Consider the following 17333-nt stretch of genomic DNA (forward strand, 5'->3'; position numbering starts at 1 on the left):
CGGGCTGCTGCGGTTGCGCGCCTCCGCCGGCGATCACCGCGGCGCTACATATCCCCGGACACGCCCTCCGGCGACAGCACCAGCTGCCACAGCTGCGCATGCCGGCAGCGGAAGCTGGCCATCGATCCGGCCAGATAGAAGCGCCACATGCGCCGGAAATGCTCGTCATAACGTGCGTCCAGCCGTGGCCACGCCGCTTCCACGTTGCGCCGCCAGGCCTGCAGCGTCAGGTCGTAGTCGGTACCGAAGTTGTGCCAGTCCTCCAGCACGAAGCGCCCTTCGAACGCCCGGCTGATCTGCACCGCCGACGGCAGCATCGAATTGGGGAAGATGTAGCGGGCGATCCACGGATCGGTGCGGTGGCGCGAAATGTTGCTGCCGATGGTATGCAACAGCAGCAGTCCACGCGGCGAAAGACAGCGCCGGGCCACGTCGAAGAAGCTGCGGTAGTTCTTGTCGCCCACGTGTTCGAACATGCCGATCGAGAAGATCGCATCGAAAGGTTCGTCAAGTTCGCGATAGTCCTGCAGCCGGATCTCGATCGGCAGGCCAGCGCACAGCCTGCGGGCGAAGTCGGCCTGCTCCTGCGAGATGGTGATGCCCACGCCACTGACACCGTATCGTTCGGCGGCGAACTTCAGCGCCTCGCCCCAACCGCAGCCGATGTCCAGCACGCGTTGCCCGGGACGTAGCCCCAGCTTGCGGCACACCAGGTCCAGCTTGGCTTCCTGCGCGCCATCCAGATCGTCGGCATTGCGCCAGTAACCACAGCTGTAGACCAGGCGCTGGCCAAGCATCGCCTGGTACAGGTCATTGCCAAGGTCATAGTGGCGGCGTCCCACTTCGTAGCTGCCCGCCCCGGACTGCAGGTTGAACAGGCGCGCCTTCAGGGCATCGGCCACCTCGCGCCAGCCGTGCACCCGTTCGTCAAGGTGGGCCTGCATCAGGTGGAACAGGAACTCATCGAGGACGTTGGCATCCCACCAGCCGTCCATGTAGCTCTCGCCCAGGCCGAGTGAGCCTTGCGCGATGACCCGCGCGAAGAAGCGCGGGTCATGCACCTGGATATCCTGCGGCCGGCTTCCATCGATCTGGACCCCGGCCTCGTGGAGCAGGCCGGCAACCCGCTCCTGCAACCCTGTATCCACGTCACCTCCTCGTCTACGGTTACCCGCGTGCGAACAGTTCCACATACTCCTTGGCCACGTGTGGCAACAACACCGAGGCCGGCACATCGGCGGTCTGGGTGCCGTCCGAGTATGGACCCACCTGGTAGGGCGGGAACACGAAGCGCAGCGCGGTGATCTGTCCCTTGTCGTCGGTCAGCGGCTGGAACTGGCTGAAGTTGTCGGCCTGCGGACCGGTGCCGTCGGCGATCATCCGCGAGGCATTGCGCAGCGATTCCTGCAGCTGCGACGGGTCCATGTCCTCGCCGCTGAGGCGGGTGGCCACACGCTCACGCAGCTGGTCGGCGACGAAATCGCTGATCGCTTTCCAGCCCTTGGCATCGGCCACCAGCTTGTCGGCGCTCAGCATCTGCTGCTGCGCCGGCAGCCACACGAAACGAGCCACCAGCGGTTCGCCATGGGCGCCGCCGGTGTAGCGGCTGCCGTCGGCACTGACCACCACCAGCTGCGGCGTCTCCAGCAGCTTCTCGAAGCTCAGCGACAGCTCATAGGGCATGGTCGGCTTGTCGTTGCCCAGCCCGTCCAGCGCCTGCTGCAGATCGCTGCGGGCGGAGGTGGCATAGGCCTGCAGCGCACGTGCCAGGCCTGGATAACGATCAATGCCCGGCGGATAGCTGATGCCGATCACTTCACGTTCGTTGTTCTCGATCACATCGCGCAGATCCAACGGCGCTTCCGCTACAGGTGCCTCGGCGGTGCCGGTGGCTTCGGCCGCCCGTGCGGCCTCGGTGGCCGGCGCCGCCTCGTTCTCGCGCTGGCAACCGGCCAGCAACAGCACGCCCATAGCGCCGGCCAGCACGCTGGCGTGCAGTGGCCGGTTATTTCCAATCTTCATCGGGATCCCCTGTTCATGTTCATGCATCATCGCCTGCCCTGGCTGAAGGGTGGCCCGCTGGATTCAGCCCGCAAGCAGATCGTGGTACTCCTCGTGCCGCTGCAGGAAAGCCTCGGCATAGGCACATGCCGGCACCACCTTGTACTTCTGCTCACGGGCGAACCGCAGTGCGACCCGGGTCAGCTCACCGGCAATGCCGCGGCCGGCGATCGGCTCGGGCACTTCGGTATGGGTGATGACCATCCGCCTGCGCTTGATCTGGTACTCCAACAGTGCCACCTGCCCACGCACACGGGCGGTGAAACGGTGGTTGACCTGATCATGTTCGACCTCGTAAGCCAGACCGGGGGGCGTGACCGAAGCCATGGGACTGTCTCCTGCGGCGACTGCGTGGATGGTGCGCACGCGGGCGCCATGATCGCGTGAAGCCTGAACAGGGACAAGTGTGCGCCCGTTGCGTCAGTTGTTGCCCTCAAGCTTCAGGCCAGCCGGCCGCTACCCCCTCTGCAGGGGTGCGCCAGCCTGGCATGCCCCTTGCGACAGTTGACCAAGCGTTCTGCCGTGGAGGCCCGTGATGCACCCCAGCGATTCCCAATCCGATACCGATCACGCCCTGCTGGAGGGCCTGCTGCAACTGGCCGTGGAGGGACAGACCGAAGACCAGGCCTTCCAGAGCATCGGCGAGGAAGTCTTCTCCCGCCTGCTCGATACCTACGGTCAGCAGACCCGGGCCTGACCCGGAGCGGGGCCGCAGCCCCGGGGGCCGGATGCAGCGGATCCGACCCCGGCCCCTCAGCCGCCGCCGAGGCGGAAGGTCGGGTTGGACAGCTCGCGCAGGAAGTGACTGAAGATGCTTGGCTGCATGGCCAGCATGAAGATCACGCCGAACGCCGCACCGGCCAGGTGCGCGCTGTGGTTGATGCGATCGCCACCGCGCTTGTCCATCCAGATGCTGTAGCCGACGTAGAACGCGGCATAGACGATCGCCGGCGCCGGGATGAAGAACACCAGGATGATCGACCACGGCTTGATCAGGATGAAGGCGAACAGCACCGCCGACACCGCCCCGGACGCACCGAGGCTGAGGTAGTTCGGGTTCTTCTGGTTCTTCAGGTAGCTGGGCAGGATCGAAACCAGCAACGCACCGACGTAGAACGCCGGATAGACCAGGTAGCTGCCGGTCAGCTGCACCATCACGCTCTCGATGAACCCCCGAAGAAGAACAGGGTGATCATGTTGAAGATCAGGTGCGACCAGTCGGCATGGATGAAGCCGTAGGTGATCAGGCGGTCGTACTGGCGGTGGCGATCCACCGCCGGCGGCCACAGGATCAGGCGGTCGGCCAGCTTGCGGTTGTTGAACGCCATCCACGACAGGATGGCGGTGATGGCGATCAACAGCAGATTGACGGGGGTCATGTCAGGCTCAGGCGGTGCGGTAGTTGTCGACCATACGATAGCGTTTCGCATACCAACCGAAGGCCAACGCCGCGACGAAAGCGAAACCGGCGAAGAAGAACATCAGGAATGCCGCCTCGCTCAACCCGGTCCCCGCGATCTGGTGGGTCACCGCATCGTTGCGTACGGCCGCATTGGACAGCAGCACCCACAGGTTGCCGATGGTGGTGGTCAGGTTCCAGAAGCTCATCACCACGCCCTTCATCGCCTGCGGGGCCTGGCTGTAGGCGAACTCCAGGCCGGTGGCCGAGACCAGCACCTCACCGAAGGTCAGCAGCGCGTACGGCAGCATCTGCCAGAAGATCGACATCGCATTGCCGCCATCCATCACCACCTGGATGCCACCCACCACGATCCAGGCCAGGCCGCTGAAAGCGATGCCCGCAGTCATCCGGCGCAGCGCGGTGGGCTCGAAACCGAAGCGGCGCAGGGCCGGGTACAGCACCAGGTTGTTGAACGGAATCAGGATCATCACCAGCAGCGGGTTCAGCGCCTGCATCTGCGAGGCGGTGAACCAGCTCGGCATCTGCATCTGCTGGCCCTGCAGCACCCAGGTCGAGGCCTTCTGGTCGAACAGCGAGAAGAACGGCGTGGTCAGGGCGAAGATCACCAGCACGCGCAGCACCGAGCGCACGCCTTCCACGGCTTCGGCCGGATGCTGGCCGCGCGCGCGGTCCAGCTGCAGCCAGGTGCCACCACCGATGCCTGCCAGGATCGAGACCAGCGCCAGGCACAGGCAGATCACGATGCCGAGCGAGCCGACCAGGCCGAACGAGGCCACCGCCAGCACCAGGCCGAGCACGGCGATCACCAGGCCCGGACGGCCCTGGCCGGCCACCTGCGTGGTCAGCGCGGTGCGCACCACATTGGCGAACGAATGCGGGTCCTTCGGCGGCAGCGGCACCAGCACGTAGCGCTTGCGGCCCAGCCAGAACACGAAGGTGGCGATGAACATCAGGATGCCCGGAATACCGAACGCCCACTGCGGGCCCCAGTTCTTCAGCGCCAGCGGGATCAGCAGCGAGGCGAACAACGAGCCGAAGTTGATGATCCAGTAGAAGGCATCGAAGACGATCTTGGCCAGGTGCTTGTTGCTCTGGTCGAACTGGTCGCCCATGAACGAGGCCACCAGCGGCTTGATGCCACCGGCGCCCAGCGCGATCAGGCCCAGGCCGAGGAAGAAGCCGCCACGGCTGCCCTCGAACAGCGCAAGGCACAGATGGCCCATGCAGTAGACCAGGCTGAACCACAGGATGGTGTGGTACTTGCCGAAGAACCTGTCGGCCAGCCAGCCACCGAGCAGCGGGAAGAAATACACGCCGATCATGAAGCTGTGCATGATGTCCTTGGCTTCACCGGCACGGCCTTCGGCCGTGATTTCCTGCAGCAGCAGGGAGGTGATCAGGAACTGCACCAGGATGTTGCGCATCCCGTAGAAACTGAACCGCTCGCAGGCCTCATTGCCGATGATGTACGGGATCTGGCGCGGCATCTTTCCCTGGCCGGCGATGGGGGCGACTGCGTCGTGGCTCATCCTGTAAGGCATTCCTGCAAAACGAAAGGCGCAAGAGTACCGGAACCTGTGCGTGCGAAGCACGCTGCAGGGCTGCATGACAGGCGCGCCAAAGCATGGCAGGCATGGGCGGCCCTGCCGGAAGTCACGGAACCTGCACGGCAAAAGCGTAAACTTATCGTTATGCGCCCCCTCCCCTTTGCCCGCATCCTGTCCAGCAGCCTTGCCCTCATGCTGGCCGTGCCTGCATTGGCACGACCGCAGGCGCCGCCGGCCGCCGGCCTTGCCACGGAGGTGCGGCAATTGACCGTCGCCGCGCTGGAACTGCCCAGCCGTGATGAAGGGCAATGGAAGCAGCGCCGCGAACAGGTGCTGCAGCTGCTGACCGATCTGCAGCCGGATGTGATCTCGGTGCAGCAGGTCCTGCAGCAGCAAGGGCGCAACCCGGCCTGCTGGCTGGCCAGCCGGCTGCGCTACAGCTGCGATTTCGTCACCGCAGACCCGCCGAGCCAGCCGGTCCGGCATGGCAACGCGATGCTCAGCCGGCTGCCGGTCAGCGAGGACGGCGTCACCCTGCTGCATCCGCCGGGCACCTTCAGTGCCGCCGGCATGATGCGCCTGCGGCTGGGCGACAACGACGTCAACGTTTACGTCGCGCGCCTGCGGCCGGAGCCGGATGAGGCCACGGCCCGACAGCATCAGACCAGCGACCTGATGACCTGGATCGGCGCCACGGCCGAGGGCATGCCGAGCCTGATCGCCGGGGATTTTTCCGCAAGCACCGTCGAGCTGGTGCGCAGCACGCCCGGCTTCCAGCCGGCCCGGCGCAATCCCGGCGCACCGGCGGCCAGCGGCGGCGGTGCCAGTGGCCATGGGCTGGATGTCCTGTTCCAGGTCAAGCATTTCGGCGGCATCCGCCAGCAGGCGATCATGCTGCCCGCCGATGGCGACCTGCCCGGCCTGCGCCTGGGCGTGATGGCGACGCTGCGGCTGCAGGACGTGGCTGCCACCACCGAATGAGAACCATGAGGTTGCCGGCCAGCGGCCGGCACTACCGATGCGCAAACAGAAAGGCCGGGGTCTCCCCGGCCTTCTGTTGAAGCCGCCGGGCATGGCCCGGCGCTACCGTTCTCAGGCGATCGCTTCCTGGTAACGGCGCTCGACTTCGTTCCAGTCGATGACGTTGAAGAACGCGCCGATGTATTCCGGACGACGGTTCTGGTACTTCAGGTAGTACGCGTGTTCCCACACGTCCAGGCCGAGGATGGGGGTGTTGCCTTCCATCAGCGGGCTGTCCTGGTTGCCGGTGCTCTCGACCACGACCTTCTTGTCCGGGGTCACGCTCAGCCATGCCCAGCCGCTGCCGAAACGGGTCAGCGCAGCCTTGGTGAAGGCGTCCTTGAACTTGTCGAAGCCGCCCAGGTCCTTGTCGATGGCCTTGGCCACGTCGCCCACCGGGTTGCCGCCAGCATTCGGAGCCATCACGGTCCAGAACAGCGAGTGGTTGGCATGGCCGCCACCGTTGTTGCGCACCGGACCCTGCAGGTTCTCCGGCAGCGACTTCAGCTTCTTCACCAGTTCTTCGACCGGCAGGTCAGCGTACTCGGTGCCTTCCAGCGCCGCGTTGACGTTGTTGATGTAGGTCTGGTGATGCTTGGTGTGATGGATTTCCATCGTCGCCGCATCGATATGCGGTTCCAGCGCGTCGTAGGCGTAGGACAGCTTGGGCAGGGTATAGGCCATGATGCATCTCCTGATTGCGAGGGCACCCGACGGTGTCGGGCGTTGCGCGGTGAATGATGGGGACAGACCGCCAGATTACCAAGGGGGATGTAAAGGAAATTGCGTCCTGCAGGTGAGCATGCCGGCAATTGTTACGCAGCGGTGACGCGGCGCGCGCCCTCATGCAGGGTGCAGCGCGCAGGCGCTACAGTGGGCGCACCACCCTCGCCTGCTCCTGCCCATGCGCAACCCCCGGCTGTTGATCACTGCCATCGTCCTGCTGCTGCTCGGCCTGGTCGCCAATCATTTCCTGCAGCGGCCGCCGCCGCCGCAGTTCGCCCCCGACCTGCAGGGCACTCCGGCGGCCAACGCACCGACGCTGCGCAGCAACAGCGACAGCGGCCTGCCCGCCTTCCTTCCGGCCGAGGCCCGCCAGACCATCGCGCTGATCCAGCACGGCGGTCCGTTCCCGCATCGGCAGGATGGCAGCACCTTCGGCAACCGCGAACAACAGCTGCCACAGCGCCCGCGTGGCTACTACCGCGAGTACACCGTCGACACGCCCGGTGCCGGCAACCGCGGCGCGCGGCGCATCGTCACCGGCGGCAACCCGCCCGATGCCTGGTACTACACCGATGATCACTACGAATCGTTCCGCAGCTTCACCGTACCGGCCTCCGGAGAACGCCCATGAGCCACGATGATTTCGGCCTCGGCCTGCATGACATCAACAATGCCGGCGTCTACGCGATCGACAGCTCCGATATCAGCGCGCTGTCGGCAGCGATGCGCGATGCCGACCTGAAGGTGATCCGGATCGACCTGGATGGCGTGGGCGACAAGCGCACCCTGCTGGCGCGGCTGGCCGCCCAGCTTGATTTCCCTGCCGGCTTCGGCGGCAACTGGGACGCCCTGTCTGACAACCTGCGCGACCTGCAATGGCTGCCGGCCCATGGCTATGCGCTGTTCCTGGCCGACGTCGATGCCCTGCGCGCCGGTGCAGGCAAGGAGTTCGACACGCTGCTGGACATCCTGGATGAAGCCAGCCGTGACTGGGTAGGCCGCGACGTCCCGTTCTGGGTGTTCCTGTCACAGAGCGAATGACCTGGTAGAGGCCGACCTTGGTCGGCGCTTCCGTGCCAACCAAGGTTGGCATCTACCCAGGCGCGCCACGGCCACGACGAGAGCCTGCGATGGCTCCGGCGGAGACAACCGGGGCCGCTACCGGCTGCCGTTATCGTCCTGCAGCTCTTTCTTGAACGGGATATCCGGCGGCGGACGCGCCACTGCCGGCTGGTCCTGCATGTTCGGATCGGTGAGGCCACAACCGCCACCGGCCTGCAGGATCGAGATCACGCAGGAAATCTTCGTGCTGGTACCCGGCAACGGAATCTCCATTGCCTTGACACCCTTGCGCACCCATTCGGCGAGCAGTGATTCCTGCGGCACCCAATACTTGTCGAACGAGGTAGGCGTGTAGTCGTACGGCGGCCGCTTCAACCATGTGCCGGACTCGGCGATGCGCTCCTTGCTCCAGCCGTCGTTGGCCCCACCGGGTGCGCCACGCTCGGCCTTGCCGGCCCCGTCCTGGCCGGCCACGCGTACGCTGCCGTCAGCGTTGAACAGACCATCGCCCTTGCCCGCACTGGTTTGCGCGGCGCCCTGGTTGGCGCCGTCGCGATTGCGGCTGGAAGCGCCCCAGTCGTCACCGCGTGCGGGCGTTGCCCAGTTGCCTGGGGTTGGTGCCGGACGGGCGCCCGCCTGTGCGGCGGCGGTGCTGGTCGTCGCAGGGCGCGCCACGCTGGCGCTGTTCTGGGCCGAACTGCCGGCGGGTGCCGGCGTCGGCGTGGTCGCGCTGCCTGCCGCAGTCGACGCGGCAGGTTGCGGAGCGGCAGCAACCTCCCGTTCGCGCACCTGCACCTCGCGCCCGGCAGGCGCACGCACCGTGGGCTCGCGCCCTGCGACGGTGGCCATGCGCACCTGCGGATCGGTCATCGCCCGCACTTCGCGCTCGCGCACCTGCACGTCGCGCTGCGGCACGCGTACCTGGATGTCGGTGGTGCGCATCGGCTGCGGCGCTACCGGCGCTTCGACCGTGCTGATTTCACGTTCCTGCACCTGCACATCGCGCACGCGCGGCGCCTGCACAGCCACGTCGGGCGTGCGTACCGGCGTTGCCATCGGCGCAGCCTGTACCGGCTGCACGCTGCGCTCGCGTACCGTCGGAATGGTGTCGCGAGGCACGATGCTGACCTCGGTGCGCGGCAGTGCGACCGGCGGCACCACGAATTCGGCGGTCGCCTCTGCAACTTCGGTGGCCTGTACCGGTGAGGGCGGCGGTGCGGCCACCGGCGCCGGCTCCACCTCGGGCGGCGGCGGCACGCTGGCGGTCGGTGCCGTGGCAGCGGCAGCGGAAGACGGCGCAGGTGCAGACGGTTGCGGCCGGGGCGCTGTCGCCGCTCCGGCATCCTGGCCTGCGGCTGCGGCACCGGCCTCTGCGGCGGCAGCCGCCTCGGTACCGGGCTGGTCGCCGCCGCCTTCCTGTGCAGCACGGCCGACGAATTCAATCTGCACGCGCTCACCCTCGCTGCCCTGCTCGTCCGGCGAAGACGTGCGGATCACCGCCACCCACAGCAGCAGCAGGAAGAACAACAGATGCAGCAACGCGCTGAGCAGCGCCGAGGTCCAGCGCATCCAGCGCTGGTCACGCGGCGCCGGATCCCAGTCCTGCCAGAACAGGCGGCGCAGGGACGCCCATGGCCCCAGCCCCGGCAAGCGCCCCGGAGGCCCGGGCAGCGGCCGCGGCAGCAGCACTGCAATCACCTCGCGCGCGTGGAACGGACGCGGCAGCGGCGTCAGCGTCCGCAGCCAGATCGCCCAGCCGTACGGCAGGCCGGTGCTCTTCTCGAGGATGGGCGGTCGCTGCTGGCGCGCCAGCAGCAGGTCGATGAGTTGCTCGGCTCTGGGCAGAGGCACGCGTTGGCGATCAGGCGGCGTTGCCGCGCGGAATATACGGAGCGTGGCCGCTGTCGTGATCGGTAGCATCACGCACGGCGGTCACCCCCGGCACACGGCCCATCAAGGTCTTCTCGATGCCCTGCTTGAGGGTGACGTCGGCCATGCCGCAGCCCTGGCAGCCACCGCCGAAGCGCAGCAGCACCACGCCGTCGGCCGAGACTTCCTGCACGGCGACCTTGCCACCGTGCGAAGCGAGCTGCGGATTGACTTCGTTTTCCACCACCCAATGCACGCGCTCGACCAGCGAGGCGGCATCGCCGGGCGCTTCGCCCTTGATCCGCGGCGCCTTGATCGTCAGCTGCTGGGTACCAGCGGTACCGGGCACGATGTCGATCTCCGCGCCATCGAGCCAGCCAACGCTGCTTGCGTCGACATAGAGGGTGAAGCCATCACAGTCCACCGCCCACTCGTCGCCGAGCAGATCGGTCAGCTCGGCGAACTCCAGCCGGGCATCGGCACGCGGGGTGCCAGGATCGACCGCACTCAAGCGCACGCCCATGCCGGGCACGCCCTCGCGTTCGATCAGCTTGCGGAAATGGGTCTGGGCAGTGTCGGAGATCTGGATCATCAGGCTATTCTAGCCAAGTAAGCGTCAGCCGCTCATTCGTTTTATACACCGGCCGGCGCATTGTTCAGTCAACACGAGGTGGAGGAACCCATGGCCGACCTGATTCCGCTGGCACAGGCCCGTTGCGTGCCGCGCAAGGGCAGCGACCACAAGCTGGGCGAGGCCCGGCTGGCCGAACTGCTGCCGCAGGTTCCCGGCTGGGAGCTGGCCGAAGCCGGCCAGGCGCTGGTGCGCACGTTCCGCTTCAAGGATTACTACGCCACCATGGCCTTCGTGAACGCGCTGGCCTGGATCGCCCACGGCGAGGACCATCACCCGGACCTCGGCGTCCACTACGACCGTGCCGTCGTCCGCTACTCCACCCACGACGTGGGCGGCCTGAGCGAGAACGACTTCATCTGCGCAGCGAAGACTTCGGCCCTGACGGAGCAACTGAAATGAATGTGCGATTGCTGAGCCTGTCCCTGTTCGCCGCGACCGGCCTGGCCGGCTGTGGTTCTTCCGAGCCGCCGGCACCGCCGGCCGCCCCGCCCACCGAGGTGGCCGCAGTGAAGACCCCGCCGCCGCAGTATCCGCTCGAGCTCGCCTGCACCGGCGTGGGCGGCACCAGCACCTTCAAGGTGGTGATCGGCACCGACGGCAAACCCAGCGAGGTCACCCTGCTGACCGGCGCGGGCAACCCGCAGCTGGACGATCTGGCCAAGACCGCCGTGCAGGGCTGGCAGTTCAAGGCAGCCACCCGCAATGGCGAGGCCGTACCGGCCACGATCCAGGTGCCGGTCAGCTTCAACCCGCCGCAGCCCAAGCCGGACCAGTGCTTCGCCATCGAAGAAAGCCTGCGCCGCGGCGGCTGATCGCGGGCCGATGACGAGGCCAGCCGACGCCCGCCTCGCCTTTGCCGCCCCGGCCCGTGCCGGGGCGATTGCTTGATGACAAGGAACGCGTCGGTACATGCTGCAGATTCCCCCCGAAAACATCTGGATCGCCCTGGCGGTCACCCTCGCTGCGGGCCTTGCCACCGCCATCGGCAGCCTGCTGGTGCTGTTCTCGCGTCGCCCCAATCCGCGCCTGCTGGCCTTCGGCCTGGCCTTTGCCGGCGGCGCGATGGTGTACGTCTCGCTGTCGGAGATCCTCAACAAATCCATCGCCTCGTTCGCGCTGGCCTATGGTGAGCGCACCGGCTTCACCTACGGCACGCTCGCGTTCCTGCTGGGCGTGGTGGTGATCGTGCTGATCGACCACTTCATTCCCAACCCGCATGACAGCCTGGACAAGCAGGACCCGGCCTTCCGCGAGAACAGCCGCGAATACCTGAAGCGGGTCGCCCTGCTGACCTCGGTAGCGATTACGGCGCACAACTTCCCGGAGGGGCTGGCGACGTTCTTCGCGACGCTGGAGAGCCCGTCGGTGGGCATGCCGCTGGCCTTCGCCATCGCCATCCACAATATTCCCGAGGGCATCGCCATTGCGGTACCGGTGTACTTCGCCACGCAGAACAAGTTCTATGCGTTCGCCGCCAGCCTGCTTTCAGGCCTGGCTGAGCCTGTCGGCGCGGCTATCGGCTATGTACTGCTGTCCGGCTCGCTGTCCCACGCCACGTTCGGCTGGGTGTTCGGCCTGATTGCCGGTGTGATGGTGTTCCTGGCGCTGGACGAGCTGCTGCCGGCGGCCAAGCGCTACGCCAAGGGCCACGAGACCGTCTATGGCCTGGTGGCCGGCATGGGTACGCTGGCGATCAGCCTGGTGCTGTTCAAGTGGTGAGGGATTTCCGGCCAACGGGCTGAGCCCCCTCGCGGCTGGCACCCGAACCTTTCTGAATGGTCCCGGGCGGGGTCAGTTCGCGGGGACGCCGTTAATCCGTCCCTGGAGGCTTGGCCGCGGCATCCATGCCGCGGACACCCCCGCGAACTGACCCCGCCCGTGCCCCTCATTCTTCCGTGCGTGCCAGCCGCGCGATGAAGGATTAAAAGCGAAGCCCGCGCTGCGCGCGTGAGTCGAGCGTTGCTCGACTCTACAAAGGCTGCGTGCAGCCTGGGGTCTACGCTGCGGCTGTCGGGTCCGCCTTGTAGCGAGCCGAGCACCGCAGGTCCGGCGAGGGCGAAGAGGCGCGGGTGTTTGAGCGCAGCGAGTTCCGCGCCGCCCCTCGGCGGACCGAGGAGCACAGGGCATCGGCGCGCAGCGCTGGCTCGCGGATGGTGGCGTGTTTCTTTGGTTACTTTCTTTGCACGAGCAAAGAAAGTGACAAGCCCCCTTATCGCAGGGAAACGACGGCTCCAGCCAAACGCCCGGCGCCGCCGAACCGCCCTTAGCGAAGTCGATCCAGCGCCTCGACCAGCTCATCGGCCAGCGGCGCGTTCAGCACATACGGGCTCTTGCCCTCGTCCAGCGCGAACTCCAGCGACGCCGCATGCAGGAACAAGCGCTTCAGCCCGATCTGCTCACGAAGCCGCTTGTTGACCGCAGGATCGCCGTATTTGTCGTCACCGGCCACCGGATGCCCCAGATGCTGGGCGTGCACGCGGATCTGGTGGGTGCGGCCGGTTTCGATGCGCACCTCGCAATAGGAATGACCACCCTTGCGCTCCAGCACCCGGAAATGGCTGATCGATTCCTTGCCGATCGCATTGACCTGCACATGACGCTCGCCGCCCTGGCGCAGGCCCACGTGCAGCGGCGCGTCGACCGTCATCACCCCATCCGGCATGCGCCCGGCCAACAGGGTCAGGTAGCGCTTGCGGATGCCCGCACCGTGGTCTTCACGCAGCAGCGCCTGCAGTTCACTCAGCGCCGAGCGCTTCTTGGCCACGATCAGCAGGCCGGAGGTGTCACGGTCCAGCCGGTGGACCAACTCCAGGGTCTGCCCGGGGCGCAGCGCACGCAGGGTCTCGATGGCGCCGAAGCTGATGCCGCTGCCACCGTGGCTGGCGACACCGGTCGGCTTGTTCAGCGCCAGCAGGCGGGCATCTTCGAAGACGATGGCCTGCTCCAGCCGGCGCATGAACGCCTCGGGCGGACCGGCCTTGTCTCCCTCTTCACTGAGACGGACCGGCGGAATCCGCACTTCGTCGCCGGCCTCCAGCTTGCGCTCGGCCTTGGCGCGGCCGCCATTGATGCGCACCTGGCCGCTGCGGACCAGCTTGTAGACCAGGCTGCGTGGGGCACCCTTGAGCTGGCCGAGCAGGAAATTGTCCAGGCGCTGGCCGGCGCGGTCGGCCGGAACGGTGATCATGCGCACGGAAGGCTTGTCGCCGGCCGGCTTGGTGGGGTCTTGTGCAGTCATCAGCCTGTTTATTCTGTTACACTCGGGGGGCGAGATAAGGGATTGATTTCGTTGGAAGTTACTCAGGGCCAGAAGCCCAGCTTCCGACGAATCCGGCACAGTGCGCGACCACCGCCCGCGGGGCGGCCATGTTAGCGGCTCACCGGCGTTCCCGGCCATCGCCGATTGCCTGACACGCAGTCGCGCTGAACATGTCCCGTGCGGCGCTCCAGCCTGGCTGACAGCTGCCGCCGGCCCTGCAACACCCAAAACCAGAAAATTGAAGCGCTCCCGCGGCCTGCCGTGGTGTCGTAGCGCTGGAAACCCAAGCCGCCCTCCCCGCGCTTGCGCGAATGGGCGGCGAGCCGTGTCCAGAGGCGAAACCCCATGGCGTTCCGCGCGGTAGCCGCTTGCGAGGAACGCAACAATGAAGCGAATGCTGATCAACGCCACGCAGGCTGAAGAGCTGCGTGTTGCCATCGTGGATGGCCAGTCGTTGTATGACATCGACATCGAGCAGCCGTCCAAGGAACAGAAGAAGTCCAACATCTACAAGGGCCGGATCTTCCGCATCGAGCCTTCGCTGGAAGCGGCCTTCGTCGAATACGGTGGTGGCCGCCATGGCTTCCTGCCGCTGAAGGAAATCTCCCGCGACTACTTCCAGGCCGGTGTCGACCACAACAAGGCCGGTATCCGCGAGCTGCTGAAGGAAGGCCAGGAAGTGGTCGTCCAGGTCGACAAGGAAGAGCGTGGCAACAAGGGCGCAGCCCTGACCACGTTCATCTCCCTGGCCGGCCGCTACATGGTGCTGATGCCGAACTCACCCAGTGCCGGCGGTGTCTCCCGTCGCATCGAGGGTGAAGACCGGGCCGCCCTGAAGGATGCCCTGGACAAGCTGAACATCCCCGACGAAATGGGCGTCATCATCCGTACCGCCGGCGTCGGCCGCGATGCGGAAGAGCTGCAGTGGGATCTGGACTACCTGCTGAACGTCTGGCGCGCCATCGCCGAAGCGGCGCTGAGCAAGCCGGCCCCGTTCCTGATCTACCAGGAATCGCGCCTAATCGTGCGCGCCCTGCGTGACTACCTGCGCGCCGACATCGGCGAGATCCTGGTGGACACCGAGGAGATGTACGAGCACGCCAAGGAGTTCATGCAGCAGGTGATGCCGCAGACCCTGCGCAAGCTCAAGCATTACAAGGACGACATCCCGCTGTTCAACCGCTTCCAGATCGAATCGCAGATCGAAGGCGCCTACGAGCGCAACGTGCGCCTGCCGTCGGGCGGCTCGATCGTGGTCGACCAGACCGAAGCGCTGACTGCCGTCGACGTCAACTCCTCGCGCGCCACCAAGGGCAGCGACATCGAGGACACCGCGTTCCAGACCAACCTGGAAGCAGCCGAGGAAGTGGCCCGCCAGCTGCGCCTGCGTGACCTCGGTGGCCTGGTGGTGATCGACTTCATCGACATGGCCTCCAACAAGCACCAGCGCGAGGTCGAGAACCGCCTGGCCAACGCACTGAAGTACGACCGTGCACGCGTGCAGGTCGGTCGCATCTCGCGCTTCGGACTGCTGGAAATGAGCCGCCAGCGCCTGCGCCCGAGCCTGGGCGAATCCAGCCAGATCGTCTGCCCGCGCTGCGACGGCCATGGCCGCATGCGCAGCGTCGAGTCGCTGTCGCTGTCGATCATCCGCGTCGCCGAAGAGCATGCGATGAAGGAGAACACCGGGCAGGTGCTGGTACAGGCCCCGGTGGAGATCGCCAATTACCTGCTGAATGAAAAGCGCGGCGCGCTGGGCGAAATCGAGAAGCGCCACGAGGCGCCGATCGTGATCGTTGCCGACGAACAGCTGCACACCCCGCATTACACCGTCACCCGCCTGCGCGACAACGAGCTGGGCGAGGAAAGCGGCAAGCCGAGCTACCAGCGCGGTACCCCGCGCAAGCTGCCGGTGCACGCGCTGACCAAGGGCCAGCTGAACATCCCGCCGCCGATGGTGACCCAGGTCAAGCACAACTCGCCCGCCCCGGTGCGCGAGGAAGTGGAACCGGTCGCCGCCCCGGCACCGGCACCGGTGGCCGCAGCGGCCCCGGCAGCCGCCGCCAGTGGCGGCGTCGTCGGCTGGCTCAAGCGCATCTTTGGCGGCGAGCCGGCACCGGCCCCCGCACCGGCACCGGCCGCACGCCAGCCGCAGCAGGATGGCGGCCGCCGTGACCGCAACAAGGATCGCAACAAGGACCGCAAGGACCGTCGCGAAGACAGCCGCGGCAATGGCGGCAATGGCAATGGCAACGCGCAGCAGCAGAAGGACGGCGGCAACCGCAAGGACCGCGGTGAACAGCGCAAGGATGGCCGCAACGGCGGCAACCAGGCCAATGGCAATGGCAATGGCCAGCAGCAGCCGCAGCAGCAGGGCAAGCCGAAGGATGGGCAGCAGCCGCAGCAGAACAAGCCGCGCAACGAACAGGGCCAGCAGCAGCCGAAGCTGAAGCAGCCGAGGCAGCCGCGCCCGCAGGACGGTGACAAGCCGGCCGAGAAGCCGCAGCGCGCCGCTGCCGAAGCACCGGCCGATGCCGTGACCGCAGCAGCAGCCGTGTCCACCACGACCGCAGTTGCCGCCACCGTCGCGGTGCAGGAAGAAAAGGCACAGGCACCGGCCGTTGCCACTGAAAACGTGGCCGGCACTGTCGCCACCGTGGACACCGTCGCGAAGACCGATGCCGAGGTCGTGGTTGCGACCGGGGCTGCCGAAGATGCTGCTACCGATGCCGCAGGCGACCAGACCGGTGAAGGCGCAACCCGCCGCCGCCGTGGCCGTCGTGGCGGTCGTCGTCGTCGTCGCGGTGGCGCCGAGAACGCCGCTGGCGGCGACGTGCTGGGCGATGACCTGGACGACGGCGATGATGCCGAGGGCGAGGACAACGACAGCGATTCCGTCGAGCCGACGGCCCCGGCTCCGGTCGGCGCACCGGCAGCTGCCGTGCAGCCGTCGCGTTCGCAGCCGGAATTCGATTTCGATGACGACGTCGAGCCGGTCGCTGCAGATGCCGGCAAGCCGGCACGTGCGCCGGTTGCAGTGGCTGCCGCGGTTGCCCCGGTTGCTGCCGTGAGCAGCCCCGTGGTCGAAGCAGCCGCTCCGGTGGCCGCCGCAGTGCAGGCTCCGGCTGCGGTGGAAGCAGTCGCCAAGGCCGAACCGGCCCCGTCGCCGGTGCAGACCAGCATGCTGGATGCCATCGACGCAGCGACGCCGGTGCAGCCGGCGCCTGAAGCGGCTCCGGTGATCGAGGCGAAGTCGCCGCTGGTGGAGACCGCTGCGGCGATCGAAGCAGCTCCGGTCGCTGAACCGGCCGCAGTAGTCGCAACCGCCCCGGTCTCTGAGCCGACCCCGGTAGTCGAAGCTGCGCCGGTGGCCGAGCCGAAGCCGGTGGTGGCCGATGTTGCGCCGGTGGTTGAAGCTGCTCCGGCAGCCGAGCCGAAGGCCGAGGTTGAAGCTGCTCCGGCAGCCGAGCCGAAGGCCGAGGTTGAAGTCGCCCCGGTCGTCGAGCAGCCGGCCGCCCCGGTGGCTGTCGAGGCCGCACCGGTGGACGCCGCTGCGCCGGTCGCCGATGCAGTCGTGCCGGCGCCGGTCGACCCGATCGCCGATGGCCATGCCGACGCTGCCGCCCAGGCCGCCGACGCGCAGGCGTCGGAAGAAGACGAAGACGCCGGCAAGCGCACGCCACCGGTCGCCTGATCGATCCTTGATCGGCAACAACGAAACGGCGGGGATCG

16 protein-coding genes and 1 pseudogene are annotated in these 17333 nt (G+C 67.0%); 8 read left to right on the top strand and 9 right to left on the bottom strand.

The genetic code is table 11. The features are described 5' to 3' along the window. Positions 1-44: 44 nt before the first annotated feature. The 3 genes from cfa to D0Y85_RS13390 are packed head-to-tail and all read right to left on the bottom strand — an operon-like array spanning position 45 to position 2388. A complete protein-coding gene (gene cfa, locus D0Y85_RS13380) occupies positions 45-1148 on the bottom strand; it encodes a cyclopropane fatty acyl phospholipid synthase (RefSeq protein WP_240329245.1) in 1104 nt (367 codons plus the stop codon). Positions 1149-1167: 19 nt separating this feature from the next. Continuing rightward, positions 1168-2049 carry a DUF3298 and DUF4163 domain-containing protein gene (locus D0Y85_RS13385; RefSeq protein ID WP_117311934.1) on the bottom strand — a complete coding sequence of 294 codons (882 nt, stop codon included), beginning with the start codon at positions 2047-2049 and terminating at the stop codon, positions 1168-1170. Positions 2050-2085: 36 nt separating this feature from the next. Beyond that, positions 2086-2388 carry a GNAT family N-acetyltransferase gene (locus D0Y85_RS13390; protein WP_117310816.1) on the bottom strand — a complete coding sequence of 101 codons (303 nt, stop codon included), beginning with the start codon at positions 2386-2388 and terminating at the stop codon, positions 2086-2088. Positions 2389-2596: 208 nt separating this feature from the next. Here D0Y85_RS13390 and D0Y85_RS20600 point away from each other — a divergent pair, with 208 nt between their 5' ends. Then, complete coding sequence (locus D0Y85_RS20600) at positions 2597-2758, top strand: hypothetical protein (RefSeq protein WP_162887673.1); 162 nt, start codon at positions 2597-2599, stop codon at positions 2756-2758. 56 nt (positions 2759-2814) lie between these two features. On the opposite strand, the pseudogene D0Y85_RS13395 reads toward D0Y85_RS20600, so the two are convergent. Next, positions 2815-3440, bottom strand: a pseudogene (locus D0Y85_RS13395) (rhomboid family intramembrane serine protease). Positions 3441-3447: 7 nt separating this feature from the next. After that, the gene (locus D0Y85_RS13400) at positions 3448-5013 is read right to left on the bottom strand and encodes an oligopeptide:H+ symporter (RefSeq protein WP_117310817.1); all 1566 of its coding nucleotides are present in this window, start codon (positions 5011-5013) and stop codon (positions 3448-3450) included. 162 nt (positions 5014-5175) lie between these two features. Here D0Y85_RS13400 and D0Y85_RS13405 point away from each other — a divergent pair, with 162 nt between their 5' ends. After that, on the top strand, positions 5176-6012 hold the full coding sequence (locus tag D0Y85_RS13405) for an endonuclease/exonuclease/phosphatase family protein (RefSeq protein WP_117310818.1): 837 nt from the start codon (positions 5176-5178) through the stop codon (positions 6010-6012). A gap of 111 nt (positions 6013-6123) precedes the next feature. Here the strand turns inward: D0Y85_RS13405 and D0Y85_RS13410 are convergent, their stop codons facing one another. Continuing rightward, positions 6124-6735 carry a superoxide dismutase gene (locus tag D0Y85_RS13410; RefSeq protein ID WP_005410310.1) on the bottom strand — a complete coding sequence of 204 codons (612 nt, stop codon included), beginning with the start codon at positions 6733-6735 and terminating at the stop codon, positions 6124-6126. A 220-nt stretch (positions 6736-6955) separates the two neighbouring features. On the opposite strand from D0Y85_RS13410, the gene D0Y85_RS13415 reads away from it, so the two are divergent. Then, a complete protein-coding gene (locus D0Y85_RS13415; protein WP_117310819.1) occupies positions 6956-7408 on the top strand; it encodes a ribonuclease domain-containing protein in 453 nt (150 codons plus the stop codon). After that, positions 7405-7818: a barstar family protein gene (locus tag D0Y85_RS13420; RefSeq protein WP_025876732.1), complete on the top strand. Its 414-nt coding sequence runs from the start codon at positions 7405-7407 to the stop codon at positions 7816-7818. The genes D0Y85_RS13415 and D0Y85_RS13420 overlap by 4 nt, the downstream gene beginning before the upstream one ends. A 117-nt stretch (positions 7819-7935) precedes the next feature. Here the strand turns inward: D0Y85_RS13420 and D0Y85_RS13425 are convergent, their stop codons facing one another. Both D0Y85_RS13425 and D0Y85_RS13430 read right to left on the bottom strand, forming a co-directional pair. Beyond that, a complete protein-coding gene (locus D0Y85_RS13425; protein ID WP_117310820.1) occupies positions 7936-9690 on the bottom strand; it encodes a hypothetical protein in 1755 nt (584 codons plus the stop codon). Between the two features lie 10 nt (positions 9691-9700). Beyond that, a complete protein-coding gene (locus D0Y85_RS13430) occupies positions 9701-10300 on the bottom strand; it encodes an NfuA family Fe-S biogenesis protein (RefSeq protein WP_117310821.1) in 600 nt (199 codons plus the stop codon). A gap of 90 nt (positions 10301-10390) precedes the next feature. Between D0Y85_RS13430 and D0Y85_RS13435 the strand changes: the two genes are divergently transcribed. The 3 genes from D0Y85_RS13435 to zupT all read left to right on the top strand — a co-directional run bounded on the left by D0Y85_RS13435 (position 10391) and on the right by zupT (position 12061). Further along, on the top strand, positions 10391-10741 hold the full coding sequence (locus D0Y85_RS13435; RefSeq protein ID WP_025876725.1) for a 4a-hydroxytetrahydrobiopterin dehydratase: 351 nt from the start codon (positions 10391-10393) through the stop codon (positions 10739-10741). Further along, positions 10738-11154, top strand: a complete 417-nt coding sequence (locus tag D0Y85_RS13440; protein WP_117310822.1) for an energy transducer TonB — start codon at positions 10738-10740, stop codon at positions 11152-11154. The genes D0Y85_RS13435 and D0Y85_RS13440 overlap by 4 nt, the downstream gene beginning before the upstream one ends. A 97-nt stretch (positions 11155-11251) precedes the next feature. Beyond that, positions 11252-12061, top strand: a complete 810-nt coding sequence (gene zupT, locus D0Y85_RS13445) for a zinc transporter ZupT (RefSeq protein ID WP_025876721.1) — start codon at positions 11252-11254, stop codon at positions 12059-12061. A gap of 544 nt (positions 12062-12605) precedes the next feature. Here zupT and D0Y85_RS13450 read toward each other — a convergent pair. Beyond that, positions 12606-13580 carry an RluA family pseudouridine synthase gene (locus D0Y85_RS13450; protein ID WP_049467068.1) on the bottom strand — a complete coding sequence of 325 codons (975 nt, stop codon included), beginning with the start codon at positions 13578-13580 and terminating at the stop codon, positions 12606-12608. 406 nt (positions 13581-13986) lie between these two features. On the opposite strand from D0Y85_RS13450, the gene rne reads away from it, so the two are divergent. Then, entirely contained in the window at positions 13987-17295 is a 3309-nt protein-coding gene (gene rne, locus D0Y85_RS13455) for a ribonuclease E (RefSeq protein WP_117310823.1), read from the top strand. Positions 17296-17333: the final 38 nt, after the last annotated feature.

This window comes from Stenotrophomonas sp. G4 (assembly GCF_003428825.1).
Lineage (GTDB): Bacteria > Pseudomonadota > Gammaproteobacteria > Xanthomonadales > Xanthomonadaceae > Stenotrophomonas > Stenotrophomonas indicatrix.

Bases quoted from the DNA above. Each gene is read 5' to 3' on its own strand.
- D0Y85_RS13385 (WP_117311934.1), bottom strand. From the start codon at position 2,049: ATGCATGAACATGAACAGGGGATCCCGATGAAGATTGGAAATAACCGG.
- D0Y85_RS13390 (WP_117310816.1), bottom strand. From the start codon at position 2,388: ATGGCTTCGGTCACGCCCCCCGGTCTGGCTTACGAGGTCGAACATGAT.
- D0Y85_RS20600 (WP_162887673.1), top strand. From the start codon at position 2,597: ATGCACCCCAGCGATTCCCAATCCGATACCGATCACGCCCTGCTGGAG.
- D0Y85_RS13400 (WP_117310817.1), bottom strand. From the start codon at position 5,013: ATGAGCCACGACGCAGTCGCCCCCATCGCCGGCCAGGGAAAGATGCCG.
- D0Y85_RS13405 (WP_117310818.1), top strand. From the start codon at position 5,176: ATGCGCCCCCTCCCCTTTGCCCGCATCCTGTCCAGCAGCCTTGCCCTC.
- D0Y85_RS13410 (WP_005410310.1), bottom strand. From the start codon at position 6,735: ATGGCCTATACCCTGCCCAAGCTGTCCTACGCCTACGACGCGCTGGAA.
- D0Y85_RS13415 (WP_117310819.1), top strand. From the start codon at position 6,956: ATGCGCAACCCCCGGCTGTTGATCACTGCCATCGTCCTGCTGCTGCTC.
- D0Y85_RS13420 (WP_025876732.1), top strand. From the start codon at position 7,405: ATGAGCCACGATGATTTCGGCCTCGGCCTGCATGACATCAACAATGCC.
- D0Y85_RS13430 (WP_117310821.1), bottom strand. From the start codon at position 10,300: ATGATCCAGATCTCCGACACTGCCCAGACCCATTTCCGCAAGCTGATC.
- D0Y85_RS13435 (WP_025876725.1), top strand. From the start codon at position 10,391: ATGGCCGACCTGATTCCGCTGGCACAGGCCCGTTGCGTGCCGCGCAAG.
- D0Y85_RS13440 (WP_117310822.1), top strand. From the start codon at position 10,738: ATGAATGTGCGATTGCTGAGCCTGTCCCTGTTCGCCGCGACCGGCCTG.
- zupT (WP_025876721.1), top strand. From the start codon at position 11,252: ATGCTGCAGATTCCCCCCGAAAACATCTGGATCGCCCTGGCGGTCACC.
- D0Y85_RS13450 (WP_049467068.1), bottom strand. From the start codon at position 13,580: ATGACTGCACAAGACCCCACCAAGCCGGCCGGCGACAAGCCTTCCGTG.
- rne (WP_117310823.1), top strand. From the start codon at position 13,987: ATGAAGCGAATGCTGATCAACGCCACGCAGGCTGAAGAGCTGCGTGTT.